The organism is Candidatus Palauibacter sp., assembly GCF_965222475.1.
Taxonomy (GTDB): domain Bacteria; phylum Gemmatimonadota; class Gemmatimonadetes; order Palauibacterales; family Palauibacteraceae; genus Palauibacter.
Genome location: NZ_CBDCUB010000001.1, coordinates 282,643 through 296,220, shown reverse-complemented (window position 1 = coordinate 296,220; position 13,578 = coordinate 282,643). Strand labels below are relative to the sequence as shown.

General features: G+C 67.6%; 14 protein-coding genes and 2 pseudogenes. 7 read left to right on the top strand and 9 right to left on the bottom strand.

Going from position 1 to position 13,578, the window contains the following annotated elements; genetic code table 11:
• Positions 1-118: 118 nt before the first annotated feature.
• The 3 genes and pseudogenes from ACOQPP_RS01295 to ACOQPP_RS01285 form a co-directional block, all read right to left on the bottom strand.
• Positions 119-331, bottom strand: a pseudogene (locus tag ACOQPP_RS01295) (type II toxin-antitoxin system HicA family toxin).
• 3 nt (positions 332-334) lie between these two features.
• Entirely contained in the window at positions 335-532 is a 198-nt protein-coding gene (locus ACOQPP_RS01290) for a type II toxin-antitoxin system HicB family antitoxin (protein WP_419164057.1), read from the bottom strand.
• A gap of 148 nt (positions 533-680) precedes the next feature.
• Positions 681-1,283 (bottom strand): DUF6624 domain-containing protein, encoded by a 603-nt coding sequence (locus tag ACOQPP_RS01285; RefSeq protein WP_419164056.1) that lies wholly within the window; start codon positions 1,281-1,283, stop codon positions 681-683.
• Between the two features lie 136 nt (positions 1,284-1,419).
• Between ACOQPP_RS01285 and ACOQPP_RS01280 the strand changes: the two genes are divergently transcribed.
• Both ACOQPP_RS01280 and ACOQPP_RS01275 read left to right on the top strand, forming a co-directional pair.
• Entirely contained in the window at positions 1,420-1,761 is a 342-nt protein-coding gene (locus ACOQPP_RS01280) for a type II toxin-antitoxin system ParD family antitoxin (protein WP_420635719.1), read from the top strand.
• A gap of 128 nt (positions 1,762-1,889) precedes the next feature.
• Entirely contained in the window at positions 1,890-3,842 is a 1,953-nt protein-coding gene (locus ACOQPP_RS01275) for an RNA-binding domain-containing protein (protein ID WP_420635718.1), read from the top strand.
• Positions 3,843-3,875: 33 nt separating this feature from the next.
• Here ACOQPP_RS01275 and ACOQPP_RS01270 read toward each other — a convergent pair.
• The 4 genes and pseudogenes from ACOQPP_RS01270 to ACOQPP_RS01255 all read right to left on the bottom strand — a co-directional run.
• Positions 3,876-4,052, bottom strand: a pseudogene (locus ACOQPP_RS01270) (helix-turn-helix domain-containing protein); the annotation flags it as partial.
• Between the two features lie 30 nt (positions 4,053-4,082).
• Positions 4,083-4,829, bottom strand: coding sequence for an ion transporter (locus tag ACOQPP_RS01265; protein ID WP_420635717.1), 747 nt, complete (start codon positions 4,827-4,829; stop codon positions 4,083-4,085).
• Between the two features lie 21 nt (positions 4,830-4,850).
• Complete coding sequence (locus ACOQPP_RS01260; protein WP_420635716.1) at positions 4,851-5,888, bottom strand: FG-GAP repeat domain-containing protein; 1,038 nt, start codon at positions 5,886-5,888, stop codon at positions 4,851-4,853.
• Entirely contained in the window at positions 5,885-6,514 is a 630-nt protein-coding gene (locus tag ACOQPP_RS01255) for an FG-GAP repeat domain-containing protein (RefSeq protein ID WP_420635715.1), read from the bottom strand. Before ACOQPP_RS01255 ends, ACOQPP_RS01260 begins: the two co-directional genes overlap by 4 nt.
• Positions 6,515-6,731: 217 nt before the next feature.
• On the opposite strand from ACOQPP_RS01255, the gene ACOQPP_RS01250 reads away from it, so the two are divergent.
• The 4 genes from ACOQPP_RS01250 to ACOQPP_RS01235 all read left to right on the top strand — a co-directional run bounded on the left by ACOQPP_RS01250 (position 6,732) and on the right by ACOQPP_RS01235 (position 10,819).
• Positions 6,732-7,349 (top strand): hypothetical protein, encoded by a 618-nt coding sequence (locus ACOQPP_RS01250; RefSeq protein ID WP_420635714.1) that lies wholly within the window; start codon positions 6,732-6,734, stop codon positions 7,347-7,349.
• Entirely contained in the window at positions 7,346-7,675 is a 330-nt protein-coding gene (locus ACOQPP_RS01245; RefSeq protein ID WP_420635713.1) for a winged helix-turn-helix domain-containing protein, read from the top strand. Before ACOQPP_RS01250 ends, ACOQPP_RS01245 begins: the two co-directional genes overlap by 4 nt.
• A 172-nt stretch (positions 7,676-7,847) precedes the next feature.
• A complete protein-coding gene (locus ACOQPP_RS01240) occupies positions 7,848-9,962 on the top strand; it encodes a TonB-dependent receptor (RefSeq protein ID WP_420635712.1) in 2,115 nt (704 codons plus the stop codon).
• 20 nt (positions 9,963-9,982) lie between these two features.
• Complete coding sequence (locus tag ACOQPP_RS01235) at positions 9,983-10,819, top strand: tetratricopeptide repeat protein (RefSeq protein ID WP_420635711.1); 837 nt, start codon at positions 9,983-9,985, stop codon at positions 10,817-10,819.
• A 206-nt stretch (positions 10,820-11,025) separates the two neighbouring features.
• On the opposite strand, the gene ACOQPP_RS01230 is transcribed toward ACOQPP_RS01235, so the two are convergent.
• Positions 11,026-11,604, bottom strand: a complete 579-nt coding sequence (locus ACOQPP_RS01230; RefSeq protein ID WP_420635710.1) for a plasmid pRiA4b ORF-3 family protein — start codon at positions 11,602-11,604, stop codon at positions 11,026-11,028.
• 373 nt (positions 11,605-11,977) lie between these two features.
• Between ACOQPP_RS01230 and ACOQPP_RS01225 the strand changes: the two genes are divergently transcribed.
• Complete coding sequence (locus ACOQPP_RS01225) at positions 11,978-12,304, top strand: hypothetical protein (RefSeq protein WP_420635709.1); 327 nt, start codon at positions 11,978-11,980, stop codon at positions 12,302-12,304.
• Between the two features lie 214 nt (positions 12,305-12,518).
• On the opposite strand, the gene ACOQPP_RS01220 is transcribed toward ACOQPP_RS01225, so the two are convergent.
• Positions 12,519-13,346: an FG-GAP repeat domain-containing protein gene (locus ACOQPP_RS01220; protein WP_420635708.1), complete on the bottom strand. Its 828-nt coding sequence runs from the start codon at positions 13,344-13,346 to the stop codon at positions 12,519-12,521.
• Positions 13,347-13,578 lie beyond the last annotated feature (232 nt).

Genomic DNA, 13,578 nt, shown 5'->3' with positions numbered 1-13,578 from the left:
TACACGTTCAGCCCTGTCCGGGCTGTGCTCGCCTGCCAGTCCCTACGCTCCGCCTCACCATGCGGTCCGGCGCGCGCGCCAGCAATGCTTCGCTATCCATGGAAGTTGCGGATTCGTGTCAGAGGAGATCCCGGAACTCGCGTTCCGTAAGGCCGGCGTCTTGGACGATGCGGCCCATGGTAAATGCGTTAACCGGGTTGTTGCGGGGAACGGTGACGATACGCTCGCCATCGGTCATGACGATGTGCTTCCCCTAGCGCGCGACGCGGCAGCCTGCCCTCTCAAGCGCCCGCACGGCCCGGACATGGTTGACACCGGGAATCTTCGGCACGGCCTATGCGCCGACCTCGATCTCCCGGATCATCATGCCGGCCGTATTCTCCGCCGCCACCTCCATATACTCGCGGACGGCATCTGCGATGTTGGCTAGGGCTTCCTCCTCCGTCGTCCCTTGGGACACACAGCCCGGAAGACCCGGAACCCACACGTAGAACCCCTCTTCGGACTCCTCGAGCGCCACCCGATATTTCATTCGCCACCTCCAAGATCTGCGGTCGGGCGTTGGTTCAATCTAGCCTCGATGGGAGCATCCGCCATCACCGCAACCGATCCGACATCTGCGCCGCAAGAAGACGTTCCCGCGGGAACGTGATGAGCGGACTCCGATCGAGGTCGGGCATTCAGTCGGCGCGCCATCCGACGCTTGCCGCCCACTCGTCGCGGGCTCTTGCGTACACCTCGTAATCGGCCGGCGGCCGGTCTCCCTCGGAGGTCGCCCGGATGCGCGCTTCCTCCATCTGCTCGGCCAGTGGCGGGAGTCCGACGGCACGCCGCCGCTCGCCCAGCTGCTGCGGATCTTCCACTTCGCCCGGCGACAGATTCCCTTCGGCGTCCCAATCGAACTGCGTCCCGTAGCGCTGCGGCCGGCCCTCGAAGAATCGGATCCGGTCCTCCAGCAGCGCCGCGTGCCGGGGACACGCCCTTCCTTCGCGCGCGGCGGTCTGGAGGAGAGGCAGCGCTCGCCGGAGCAGATCGGGCTCCGCGATCGCGTGCTGGAGGACGACCCAGGCGGCTTCTGCCCCGTCGGGACCGACGAGGTCCGTTCCCGGCCAGCCGACCGATTCCATGATCCGGAGAAGACGCCTCGCGTTCCGCTCGTGGACGCGGGCCATCCGGGGTTCGTAGCCAACGTCGAAGAGCTCGCCCGAGGCCGCGAGTTCGGCGCGAACGGTCCGGTCCAGCCGGGCCATCTCCAGAAGTTCGTCCCTAAGCGTCTCGTTCATCGGTCGACGTTCCCCAAGTCGTTCAGCAAGAGGGCCTCTCCCCGCCGAAACGTTCCCGCGGGAACGTCCTTAGCGGGATTCACCCGCATACTGTGGCATCTGTTGCTACAGACCTCCGATCGTGCGACCTTGCAGCATGGCTACCAGGCAAACGCGAAACATCTCGCTTCCACCGCAACAGGACGCGTTCATCGAGCGCCTGGTCTCCCGGGGACACTACCGTACGGCGAGCGAAGTCGTGCGGCACGGGTTGCGCCTGCTGGAGGAAGCGCAGCACAGGAGGCTCCTCGAGAAGTGGCTCTATGAGGGGCTCAGCGAAGAGGAAAGGGCCCGGGTCCCGCCCGCGCTCCTGGAGCGCGTCAGAGCGCACTTTCGCCAACTTGCCGAAACCGCCCTCCGCGAGGTCGAAGACGACCGCGTAACGGACGGGCCCGCCGCCATGCAGCGGTTGAAAGAGCGAATCGAGGAACAGGGCTGAGTGCCGGCCGACCACCGGCTCGGCCAGACCGCCACGGCTGCCAGTCTCTGCCGCGGTTCGTTAGTTTCCGTGCGCGCTGGCCCGGCAGTCACGACCGTCGGCACCGGTAACCCCCGACCCGCGAGGCGATGAGCAACCTCCGAATCAACCTGGACGACCTGCTCCACGCCCGGACCGTCGAGTCCGAACGCATCGAGTTCAAGGCGACATGGGACCGGAAGGTGACGGGCTACCAGGTATTGAAGACCATCTGCGCGTTCGCAAACGACCTCAGAAGGCACGGGAGCGGCTACGTGATTCTGGGCGTCGCGGAGAAGGACGGCAGGGCCGACCTTCCGCCGAGGGGACTGAGTCCCGAGCAGCTAGACGATGCCAGCAAGTGGATCTCGGGAAACTGCCGCCGGATCGTCCCGCGGTACGTCCCCCGAATCTCCCACGAAGAGGTAGATGGCCGAAGCATCCTTGTCGTCTGGGTGCCCGCGAGCGAGACGCCGCCGCACCAGGCGCCCGACGGAGACAAGGGTGACAGGAAGTACTGGGTGCGAATCGACCAGAGGACGGTGGATGCACAGCATAGCGGGCTTCTCACTCAACTGCTGAACCAGTCCGCCGTCGTGCCGTGGGATGCCCGGGCGGCAGAGGGCGCGACGGTCGACGACCTCAGCGAGACCTTGGTTCGGGAGCACCTGCGGGCTTCCGGCAGCGCGCTCGTGGAGGAGCCGGACGCGCGAACGATCTACCGAAAGATGGACATCGTCCGGCGCATCAACGATTACGAAGTGCCGCGCAACGTCGGACTCCTCTTTTTCTCGCGCGAGCCGGGGCGCTGGTTTTCCGGTGCAAGGATCGAGACCAGCATCCTCCGCTCCGGGGCGAGCGGCGATGTGCTGGAGGAAAAGGACTTCCGCGGAGGTCTCGCGGAGCAGGTCCGCGCGTGTCTGGCCTATCTCCGGCGCGAGGTCATCGGGTCGGCGATACACAAGCCCGCGAACGGAGTCCGGGCGTCGCGCCGGCCGAGCTACCCGGAGGAGGCGCTGCGCGAGGTGCTGGTGAACGCGCTCTATCACCGCGGCTACGATGAGGGTTCGCCGCACACGACACTGGTTCGGATCACGTCGGACCGAATCGACATCCGAAGCACGCCGGGGCCCGTAGCCGGGGTCGGCCGCGACGCACTCGTCCGAGAGGCAACCCCGAAACTGGTGCCACCGCGGAACCCGCGCGTCGGCGAGCTGTTCAAGGAAATCGGACTGGCGGAGAAGCGCCTGACGGGCTTGGACAAGGTCTACAAGGCGATGGAACGCAACGGTTCGCCGCCCCCGGAGTTCTACTTCGACGAGGAGCGCACGTTCTTCCAGGCCACTCTCCATGCCCACGCCTGGCGGAGCGCGGCCGCGGCGATTCGCGAGGCCGGCGAACTGAGGGCCGTCGGCCGACCGGAGGAGGCGTTGGCGAAGCTCGAGACCGCATGGCGCGCCCATCGAGATTCGCTCGTTCTCGCCGAGGAGTTCGTGCGACAGTGCGTGGCGCTGGGAGACCTCGACCGCGCCGAGCCCGTGGTTGGAACCAACCTGCATCTGGCCACCGACATCGAGCGTCCCGACGTCGTCGTGCCGTGGCTCGAGGCGCTGATCGCGGACGGACAGCGGGAGCGAGCGCAACGCTTCCTGGAGGGACAATCTTCAAGGCTCTCCGCGCGCGAGGCGGTCGGGGCTGCGATCGTCGCGAGACGCCTCAGGGACGAGGACTTGGCCGCCCGACTCTTCAACGCCGCCGGACCCGTGATTCTCGACGATCCCCGGGCGCTGCTGGAGAGTGGCCAGAACAAGCTGTGGCTCGCGGTCAAGGCGCATCGCGAGGGACACGCCAGCGATAATCTCCGGCTTCTGGAAGATGCGCGCGCGCTTCTGGAACGTCTTCTCGGAATGGACGCCGCGCCGCGGCGGCATGCCTGGGCCTGGCGCGAACTCGGCCGGGTTCGCCGTTGGCTGCGCGAACCGGCCTCCGCCGTGGACGAAGCCTATGCCAACGCAATCAGGCTGGCGCCCGACGAGACGAAGTTCCGCGAGGAGCGAGGCTGAAACCGACCGCCGCGAGGTGCTGGCCCGCCTGTCCCGGTCGACACCGAGTTCGTTCGCCAGCCGAACCGTCGTGGCTTCCGACGGCGGCGAGACCTCTCCCCGTTCGATCTTGCTCAGGTACGCGGGCTCAATCCCGACGCGCTTGGCCACCTGCCGCAGCGAGAAGCGCGGATCGTCCCGCCGAAGCTGCTCACGGAGCTCTCGAACCAGCCACGCTGGAGAACCACATCCCCGTCGCGGTTAAGAGCCCTCCGCTCCGGGCCGGGATTCTCGGGCGGCGCGTTCGTCTTCCAGAGCGCGCGTCAGGCCACTGGCGATCAAGCCTGCCGGGACGGCGACGATCCCCATGCCGCAGATGAGGACCAGAAAGGTGAAGATCCTGCCGCCCAGGGTGACTGGGTACGCGTCGCCGTATCCCACCGTGGTGAGGGTCACGACCGCCCACCAGAGGCTGTGGAACGCGGACTTGAACTTCTCCGGCTGAGCCTCGTACTCGAAGTGGTGAATGCCCATGGCCGCGATGTAGAGGAGGACCAGAGTCGCGAACAGGAAGACCAGCGCCTCGTCGCGCGCGTACTGCACGGCCTTGGCCAGTCGAGCCATCGCGGCGTTGTACTGCACCACCCGGAAGACGCGGAACACGCGCAGCAGGCGAAGACCCCGTACCGGGCGGAGGTCGATCATCGCGGGCCACGCGAGGGTGAGGAAGAACGGGACCAGCGCCAGGAGATCCACCACACCGTAGAAGCTTCTGACGTAGCCCCACCGGTCTTCCGCAGTCCAGATCCGGAGCGCGTATTCGATCGTGAAGAGGACGACGATCGCCGTCTCGACGGTGGCGAGAAGCGTGTTCCACACGGGCGGCAGGTCGGGAACCGTCGACAGCGACAGCGACACCAGCGAGGCCAGGATCAGAAACATGACGCACTTGTCGAACAGCCGGCCGGCCGCCGTATCGGAGTTCTGCACGATGCTTCTGATGTCCACGGGCGAAACCTCCCTCCGGACCTATCGGGGCGGAAGCTCGAGTTCCGCGCAAGTCTCGTTGCCGGCGGCGTCGGCGGCGCAGAGCGTAGCCTCCGTCGCATCCGGCGGGATCTCGGCCCGCCACAGGTATTCGCCGTACCAGCTCATGGGGACGGTGCCCTGCCCCGCCGCGGCGCCCGGCCCTCCCGCAGGCCCTGAGCCGTCCGCAGCGCGCCACCTGATCTCGACGTGCTGCCACTCGGCTTCCAGGGTGGGGCTCTTGCGGTCGTGGACGCGGGCCTCGATTCGGATCGCGCCCGGCTCTCGCACCGCGCGCAGGGGGCCGAGGGACGGCGGGGCGGTGTCCGGGGGGAGGCCGCGGCCGAGGAAGATGCGTTCGTCGGCGGCGGTGGGGTGTTCGCCCTGGGACATGACGACGTCGAGGCGGGCGTCGCCGTCCAGGTCGGCGAGGGCCATGCCCAGCGTGCCCGGGGTGTCCTCGCCCTCGAACACCTCCGGCGCGGCGCGCAGGCGGCCGGCGCCGTCGTTCACCAGCAGGCGGTCGGGGCCGCTCAGGGAACCGATGAGGAAATCCGCGTCCCCGTCGGCGTCGAAGTCGAGGAAGGCGACGACGTTGTCATCCTCGCCGATGTTCTCGGAGTCGGGCCACCAGGCGTCGGTCGCGTCGCGGAAGCTCCCCTCGCCGTCGTTACGGAAGACGTGTTCGCGCCGGCTCGAGCCGCGTTCGCCGACGATGTCGCCGTCGTTGGCGGTCACGAGGTCCAGGAAGCCGTCCCCGTCGAGGTCCATGGCCTCGAACTCGTAGTTGTTCGTGTACTGCGGCAGCGCGCGCGGGTCCTCCTCGAAGGCGCCCGTCCCGTCGTTGCGGAAGAGGAGGCTCCCCGCGCACCGCTTGCAGGAAACGAGGACGTCGAGGTCGAAGTCGTTGTCCACGTCGACGAGTTCCAGATCCCACGAGAAACGCACGAGGGTGGCCGGCATGCGCCCGTCGGTCGCGTCGGTGAACCGCCCCGCCCCGTCGTTGAGCCAGAGCCGCGTGCGCCCGCCCGCGTTCGTCATGTTGTTCCCCGGCCCCCAGTCGGCGAGGACGAGATCGAGATCGCCGTCCCGTCCACATCGCCGGGCTCCGCGTCTCCGAGACTGAGGGGAAGCCGCGGAAGATGGGTGTCCGTGCGTTCCTCGAAGGCGCCGCCGCCGGTGCCGGCCCCCGTGCCCAGGTAGAGGCGGCTTTGGGTCTGGTAGGTGGCGCCGACGAAGATGTCGGTGTCCCCGTCTCCGTCGAAGTCGCGCGCCTTGATGACGCGGGCGAGGTCGGGCGCGGGGCCGAAGACCTCGGCGCTCCGTTCTTCGAAGGGCCGGCCGGGGCCGCGGTTCAGGAAGGCCCGGTTGGGCTCGGGCTCGCCGGGCTCGGAGTAGTTGCCCCCGTTGGCGAACAGGAGGTCGACGCGCCCGTCTCCGTCCAGGTCGGCGAGTTCCACCTTGTTGGTCCACTCCGCGGTAGGCGGGAGGAGTTCCGCGGTCGCGTCCTGCCAGAGAGCAACCGGGATGGAGGCCGCCGCATTGTCTCCCGAAGCGGGCCCTGCCTCCTGGCTCGCCGGACCCGCGCAGGCCATGAAGAGAAGAGGGATGAAAAACGCGGGCACCCCCCGCTCGACCGGCCTTCGCGTGTTCGTGCTTTTGCTCACGCTTCCCTCACCCCCCTGGTCACCGCGAGCCCGTGGCGCGGCCCCCGACTCCGGTACATCGGACGGCGGCCGACGGATGGGCGCAACGGGCTGCGGAGGGGAGACCAGCGCGGGAAGGCGTTCCGCGGACCCACCTTTGGGTGGCTTGACCGGTTCTGGTAATCACGGTACTCTATTCTCAAGAGTACTCTACTGTCCTTGAAAGCCGAGGCCGAGCATGATCCAAACGGACCCGCAGCCCAATCCCGAAGACGACCTGGCTTTCATTCGCCGCCTGATGGAAGGCGCGCGGGAGGCGGAGGTCGACCATAGCGGGCACCTGATTCTGTGGGGGTTCCTCCAGGCCACCGCCGCAATTCTGGCATACCTGGTGCGTCAAGGTGCTTTCGACGTCTCCATCAGTGCCATCTGGGCCGTGGCGGTCGGCATCGGCTTTGCGGGCTCCTGGCTGCTCGCACGCCGCTTGAAAAAGAGCGCTCCGGTCAACTCGCTCGTGAACCGGGTTCTGGCTGCCATCTGGGTTGGGTGCGGGCTTTCGCTGACGCTCGTGGGGTTCCTCGGAGCAGGCCCCGGGTCATTGCCGTCTGCGGTCACGCCGGGCGCCAAGAGTGTCATCATCGGGTGCGCGTTCTTCGCATCGGCTCCGCTCTTCAACCGGACCGCCTACTGGGCGCTTGCGGCCGCGTGGTGGATCGTGGGCAGCGCGTTGCTGGTCCGTCCCTCTCTGGGATCGAACTTCGTGTTCGTTTGCGCGCCGATCCTGTTCATGCTCATGCCCGGGCTGGTGCTGCGAGCGCGTCGCCGTACAACCCCTCGGCTCCATGTGACCGCATGACGAACTACGACTACCGCCAGTTCGACCCGCTCATCCATTCGAGGATCCGGCTTTCGGTACTGGCCATCCTCGTCAGCGTCGACGACGCCGAGTTCACGTACCTGCGGGAGCAGGTCAAGGCCACCGATGGCAACCTGGGCGCTCACCTGCGCAGACTCGAGGAGGCCGGATATCTGCATGTCACCAAGCACTTCGTGGAACGGAAGCCCTTGACCCGCTACCGGGTCACCGACACTGGGCGAATGGCGTTGCGGAGGTACGTCGACAGCGTGGAGCAGTTGCTGCGCGCTACGCCGTCCGACGCACCTCGGAGTGCGGCAGGGTAGGGGCGTGCTTGCACTTGACGACATTAGCCGTAATGCCCGGCGCTGCAATGTCCGGCGCGCCAATGGCGGGCGGTGGTCGGCCGTCTGCTCCGTGTCCGTCGCGGCGGTCACATTGTGTCTCCCACCGATGTGTCTCGCGCCGGTGGCCCTGGCTGCCCAGGAGTCGTCGACGGTGACGGGCCGCGTGCTCGACTTCGCCGGGCGCCCGCTCGCCGGCGCAGATGCCTTTCTGCTCGAAACCCTCGAAGGCGGGCTCACCGACCTGGCTGGCGCATTCACCTTCACCACCGGCGGCACCGGCCCCGCTACGCTGGTGGTTCAACTGGCAGGTCACCTCGAAGTCCGACGGGCGGTCGATCTCCCCCTCGATGGCCCTGTCGCCATCGTGATGCAGCTCGCCCCTGTCTCCTTGGAGCCCATCACCGTCGAAGCCGGCGCCTTTCGTCTGGGCAACCTGCCGGATGTGACCCTCAGCAACCTCGAAGTCGTGAGCACCCCGGGCGCTGCGGCCGACCTCTTCCGCGCGATCCAGACGTTCCCGGGACTTCAGAACGTGGGAGAGGGGGCGGGGCTCTTCGTGCGCGGCGGCGACATCTCGGAGACGCGGGTGCTGCTCGACGGAGCGACGGTCATCTCCCCCTTCCGCCTCGACACCGACCGTACCATCTCGTTCGGGCGCTTCGACCCCTTTCAGCTGCGCGGCATCCACTTCTCGGCGGGCGGCTTCGGGGCCGAATACGGCGATGCCCTCTCCGCCATCGCCGATCTCCAGAGCGTGGACAAGCCAAGCGCGAGCCAACTCGGCATCACCGCGGCCATCGGTGGCGTCTCGGGGGGCCTCGATGTCGATGTCTCCGAGTCTGTGGGTTTTCGCGTGACCGCCACACACAGCGACACCGACCTGCTGATGCGGCTCAATGGGAGGAGAGACGAGTTCGACGAGGTCCCCAAGTCCAACGATCTCAGTGGAGGCGGCGAGTGGGTGTACCGGGCCGGAGGGAGCCTCAAGGCCTTCGCGCTCGTACAGACCGATCACGTTGGCGTCCGGATTCAGGATCCCTCGTATTCCGGCATCTACCGCTCCGACGCGCGCGCGGATCTGTTCGCGGTGTCGGGTCTCGACGGCTTCGGCGCGGGAGACCTGACGTGGGGGGTGGCGACCAGCGGATCCCGCAAGGACGAGGATTTCGGCGCCTTCCGCCTTGAACGCGACGACCGGCTGACCCAGGCCCGCGCCAAGATCGAGGTCCCGGTGCGGCAGGGCCTCTCACTGGCAGCCGGGGCCGAACTGGAGCACCGGGACGCGGACCTCGCCGGCTCGGTTCCGGTGGCGTCACACGACAACGCGCCGGACGCCGCGACCACCGTCTTTTCCAGCCGCGAGTCGGGCGCGCGGCTCGGCGGGTTCGGCGAAATCGAGCTGCAACCCTCGAACGTGCTTCGACTGCTAATCGGCATGCGCGCCGATCGGTCGACTTTCACCGGGCGCACGACTCTCGACCCCCGCTTGTCGGCCACCTGGCGGCCAACCGACCAACTCACCCTGACCGCTGCGTGGGGCGTCTTCCACCAGATCCCCGATCCCCTGCTCTTCGAGCCGACCCTCGGGGACCCCTCCCTACCGGCTATGTCCGCCCGTCACTGGATCGGCGGCGCGACGTGGGACGACGGTACCCGACTGGTGCGCGTTGAGGCATATCGCAAGCGCTACAACTCGCTCGCCGCACGGACGAGGGACGGCTTCACGCGCGGCGGGGGAACCGGAAATGCCACCGGACTCGACGTCTTCGTGAAGGAGGACCTGGCGTTCCTGGGCCTCGACGGGCGGATCGCCTACAGCTTCATCCGCTCCGAGCGAACCGACCCCGACAGCGGGCGCCTCGCCCCCTCGCCGTTCGATGCGACTCACACTCTCAACCTCGTCCTCAACCGCGGCTTCGGGGGCTGGCTGGACGTGGGCGTCGCCTACCGCGCCGCGACCGGAGTCCCGTTCACTCCCGTGGCGGGCGCGGCGTTCGATCGGGATCGCGGGTTGTGGCAGCCCGTCTACGGCGCACCCATGTCCGAGCGGCTCCCCAGCTACGCGAGGGTCGATCTGTCGGCAAGCGTGCTGCGGAGCTTCTGGCGCGACAACATCACCGTCTTCTTTGTCTCCATGATGAATTCGCTCGACCGGTCAAACGTCCGTGAGTATCGCTACAGCCGCGACTACTCGGAGCGGGTTCCCCTCAAGACTCCGTTCCCTCGCAGCATCTATTTCGGGGTCACGACTACCCTGCCATTCTGAACGTGAACAAGGAGAAGAGCGTGTCCCGTTCGTACGAACCATCGCGCCTGGCGACGCGGTTCTCGGTGGCCCCTTCCGTCCCGTCGGCCTCCTTCCTGCTGCCCGCCTTCGCTCTGCTGCTTGCCTTCGTTCTACAACTCGGCACGCCCCATTGCCTGGCCGCCCAGACTCCGGATCCCGGCGAGCTCGCCGAGCGCTTGCGCACGGGCATGGAGGAAGCGGACATCTCGGGCGATGACGACACCCTGGGGAGGATGGCGATCCTTGCCCGGCGCGCGGTCACGGCCTTTCCCGACGACGCATTGCTCAATCACTACATGGGGTACGCGCTCTACCTTCGCGCCGGACGAACGATGGAGACCGACACGGGCGCGGCGCACGCGCTGCTCGAAGAGGCGGGGTCGTACCTGGAGAGATCCATCGAGATCGAGCCGATCGCGGAATCGCATGCGCTGCTTTCATCTTCGCTTGGCATGCGGATCGATGGACCCGTTTCGGCGATGAGACTGGGGGGGGCATCGGGTGCGGCGATGGACCGTGCAAAGGCGATGGGGCCCGGCAATCCTCGCGTCAGGCTGCTGGAGGGGATCTCGGCCGTCCACACACCGAAGACGTTCGGCGGCGGTCACGAAGTTGCGCTGGAGCACTTCCTCGCCGCGATTGAACTGTTCGCGGAGGATGCGCCGCAGCCGCCGCTCCCCGCCTGGGGTCACGCCGAGACGTATGCGTGGCTCGGACAGACGCATGTCGCGCTGGGGCAGGTCGAAGCGGCGCGGACGGCGTATGAGCGGGCGCTGGAGCTTGAGCCCGGGTATGTGTGGGTACGAGAGGTGCTGCTGCGGGCGCTGGGGGGGTAACGCGTACCGAGGCCCAAACTGCCTCGCGTCTCAATGGGTCGCGGTAGCCACGCACACGCACCCCGCTCGCCAGGACGATCAGTCGCTGCCAGCAAGCCGACTTGGGCCACTCTCGCGTCACCCACGCGCCAGGTCCTTCGCCAGCCGGACCGTCGTGGCCTCCGAAGGCGCTCGCCGCCGAAGCTGGGCGACGCGGCCGCCCCCGCTCAGCGAAACATGTGCCGAAGCCGCTCATTCACGTCCCTCACGCTGAACGCCTCCGCGTTGAAGTCCTCGCCCATCCACTCGCTGATCCACTCGTGTTCCTCGTGATCCGGATCGTCCCGGATTTCCAGCTTCTCCTCGAAGCCCCAGCTCCCTCCGGAGTCCTCCGGCGGACACGCGCGCTTGCCGGAAAGGCACGCCGGCAGGCGGATCTTCGGGTCGCGGGGCAAGATCTTCTGGAGCGTGATCCGGTGGCTCCAGCTGTCGCCGAAGTCGTACTCGTACTCGATCCAGTCCTTCTCCCGCTCGAGCAGATGCCTGACCCGGTATTTCCTCTCGTCGAGGTCTTTGGGCATGCCGGGCGGTGTCCAGTCGTCCACCCACGGGCCGGGCCGGGTGAAGCGCTGCTCGCCCCTGACGAACATGTGGAGATGGCAGTCCTCCCAGCCCATGGCGGCCTGAAGCACATGGTGCAGGCGGTCGAGAGTCATCGACGGCGACACGAGGATGCGGCGCCAGATGGGAGGGCTCGTCTCCCGCAGGACGACGCGGAGTTGGTATGTGACGGCTGGCGGCGGCATGGCTATCTCCTCTCGGCCCGGCGGCCGGACAAGTACTTGCGCGCGGCGGAGTCCGAGTCAACCTCACGCCTCCGGCTGCCCGGAACGAGTGGGTTGCAGCTGTGGAGGCGTTCCCGCGGGAACGTCCATCGGCGAGATCGCGGACCCGGAGGACCGGCCCATGGCAACGACCTTCAACCTCAACGGGGAGGCCGTCTCCAGCGACGCGCCCGAGGATTCGATGCTGCTGTGGGTCCTGCGGGAACGGCTCGGAATGACGGAGACCAAGTAGGGATTGACGTCTACCCCCCTCGGTGTAGTATCATGCCGTATACTTGCTCCCCGCCCGACACGCCGAAAGGCCTCGGGCGGGGTTATTTTTGCCGATTGGCCTATGAACCGCCAGCCTCCAGCCAAGCGTGCCGTCGCCTTCGTGGATGGCCAGAACCTGTTCCACGCTGCTCGCGAAGCGTTCGGCCATACCTATCCGAACTACGACGTCTCAGCCCTCGCCGAGCAAGTTTGCGCGGGACAGGCATGGGAGCTGGCCCAGGTACGCTTCCACACCGGGATTCCCGATGTCGGCGACAACGCCAGATGGCATTTCTTCTGGACTCACAAGCTCGCGGCGATGGGGCGCCAAGGTGTCGTCGTGTATAGCAGGCCACTCCGGTACCGGAACCGCACGGTGGCTCGACGTGCGGATCGCGCTCGACGGTGACCTTGTCGGCCTTCGGCCTCGGTTGATCAACTCGAACTCGTCCGCTGACCTCTCTTTACGGTCCAGCGGCCGACGGACGGGCGCAACGGGCTGAGGAGCGGACACAAGCGGGGGGAACACGTTCCCGCGGGAACGTCCATCGGCCAGATCGCGGACCCGGAGGACCGGCCGTGGCTCGACTCCAGCCGTGGGTCGCCAGCCCCTTCGCCACGCATCACCGTGGTCGGGGCCGCTCAGGGAGCCGATGAGAAAGTCCGCGTCCCCGTCCGAGTCGAAGTCGAGGAAGGCGGCGACGTTGTCGTCCTCGCCGATGTTCTCGGAGGCGGGCCACCAGGTGTCGGTCGCGTCTCGGAAGCTCCCCTCGCCGTCGCTGCGGAAGACGTGCTCGCGCCGGCTCGAGCCGCGTGCGCCCGCCCGCGTTCGTCATGTTGTTCCCCGGCCCCCAGTCGGCGAGGACGAGATCGAGGTCGCCGTCCCCGTCCACGTCGCCGGGCTCCGCGTCTCCGAGGCTGAGCGGAAGCCGCGGAAGGTGGGTGCCCGTGCGTTCCTCGAAGCCGGCGCCGTCGGCGCCCAGATAGAGTCGGCTCTGGGTCTGGTAGGTGGCGCCGAAGAAGATGTCCGTGTCCCCGTCGCCGTCGAAGTCGCGGGCTTTGATGACGCGGGCGAGGTCGGGCGAGGGGCCGAAGACCTGGGCGGTCCGCTCCTCGAAGCGCCGGCCGGGGCCGCGGTTCAGGAAGGCGCGATTGGGCTCGGGCTTCCCGGGCTCGGAGTAGTTGCCCCCGTTGGCGAACAGGAGGTCGATGCGGCCGTCCCCGTCGAGATCGGCGAGTTCGACCTTGTTCGTCCACTCCTCGGTGGGTGGGAAGAGGTCGGCGGTGGCGTCCTGCCAGAGAGCGGTGGGGATGGGAGCGGCCGCGGCGTCTCCCGAAGCGGGCACTTCTTCCTGGCTCGCAGGTCCCGCGCAGGCCATGAAGAGAAGAGGGATGAAGAACGTGGGCGCCACCCCCTCCACCGGTCTTCGCGTGTTCGCGTTTTTTCTCACGCTTCCGTCACCCCCCCCGGTCACCGCGAGTGCCCCTGGCCCGGGCCCCGGCTCCGGGTACATCGGACAGCGGCCGATGGACGGGCGCAACGGGCTGCGGAGGGGACACAAGCAGGGGGGAACACGTTCCCGCGGGAACGTCCAGCGGCGCGATCGCGGAGCCGGAGGACCGGCCATAGTCGACTCCGGACGCAGATCGGATGCGCGTCAACGTTTCCGTTGACAACAAACT

What these genes read in the sequence shown, in the direction of transcription:
- ACOQPP_RS01230 (WP_420635710.1), bottom strand. Translation starts at nt 11,604, where the DNA reads ATGCCGCCGCCAGCCGTCACATACCAACTCCGCGTCGTCCTGCGGGAG.
- ACOQPP_RS01290 (WP_419164057.1), bottom strand. Translation starts at nt 532, where the DNA reads ATGAAATATCGGGTGGCGCTCGAGGAGTCCGAAGAGGGGTTCTACGTG.
- ACOQPP_RS01250 (WP_420635714.1), top strand. Translation starts at nt 6,732, where the DNA reads ATGATCCAAACGGACCCGCAGCCCAATCCCGAAGACGACCTGGCTTTC.
- ACOQPP_RS01225 (WP_420635709.1), top strand. Translation starts at nt 11,978, where the DNA reads ATGAACCGCCAGCCTCCAGCCAAGCGTGCCGTCGCCTTCGTGGATGGC.
- ACOQPP_RS01245 (WP_420635713.1), top strand. Translation starts at nt 7,346, where the DNA reads ATGACGAACTACGACTACCGCCAGTTCGACCCGCTCATCCATTCGAGG.
- ACOQPP_RS01275 (WP_420635718.1), top strand. Translation starts at nt 1,890, where the DNA reads ATGAGCAACCTCCGAATCAACCTGGACGACCTGCTCCACGCCCGGACC.
- ACOQPP_RS01260 (WP_420635716.1), bottom strand. Translation starts at nt 5,888, where the DNA reads ATGACGAACGCGGGCGGGCGCACGCGGCTCTGGCTCAACGACGGGGCG.
- ACOQPP_RS01280 (WP_420635719.1), top strand. Translation starts at nt 1,420, where the DNA reads ATGGCTACCAGGCAAACGCGAAACATCTCGCTTCCACCGCAACAGGAC.
- ACOQPP_RS01285 (WP_419164056.1), bottom strand. Translation starts at nt 1,283, where the DNA reads ATGAACGAGACGCTTAGGGACGAACTTCTGGAGATGGCCCGGCTGGAC.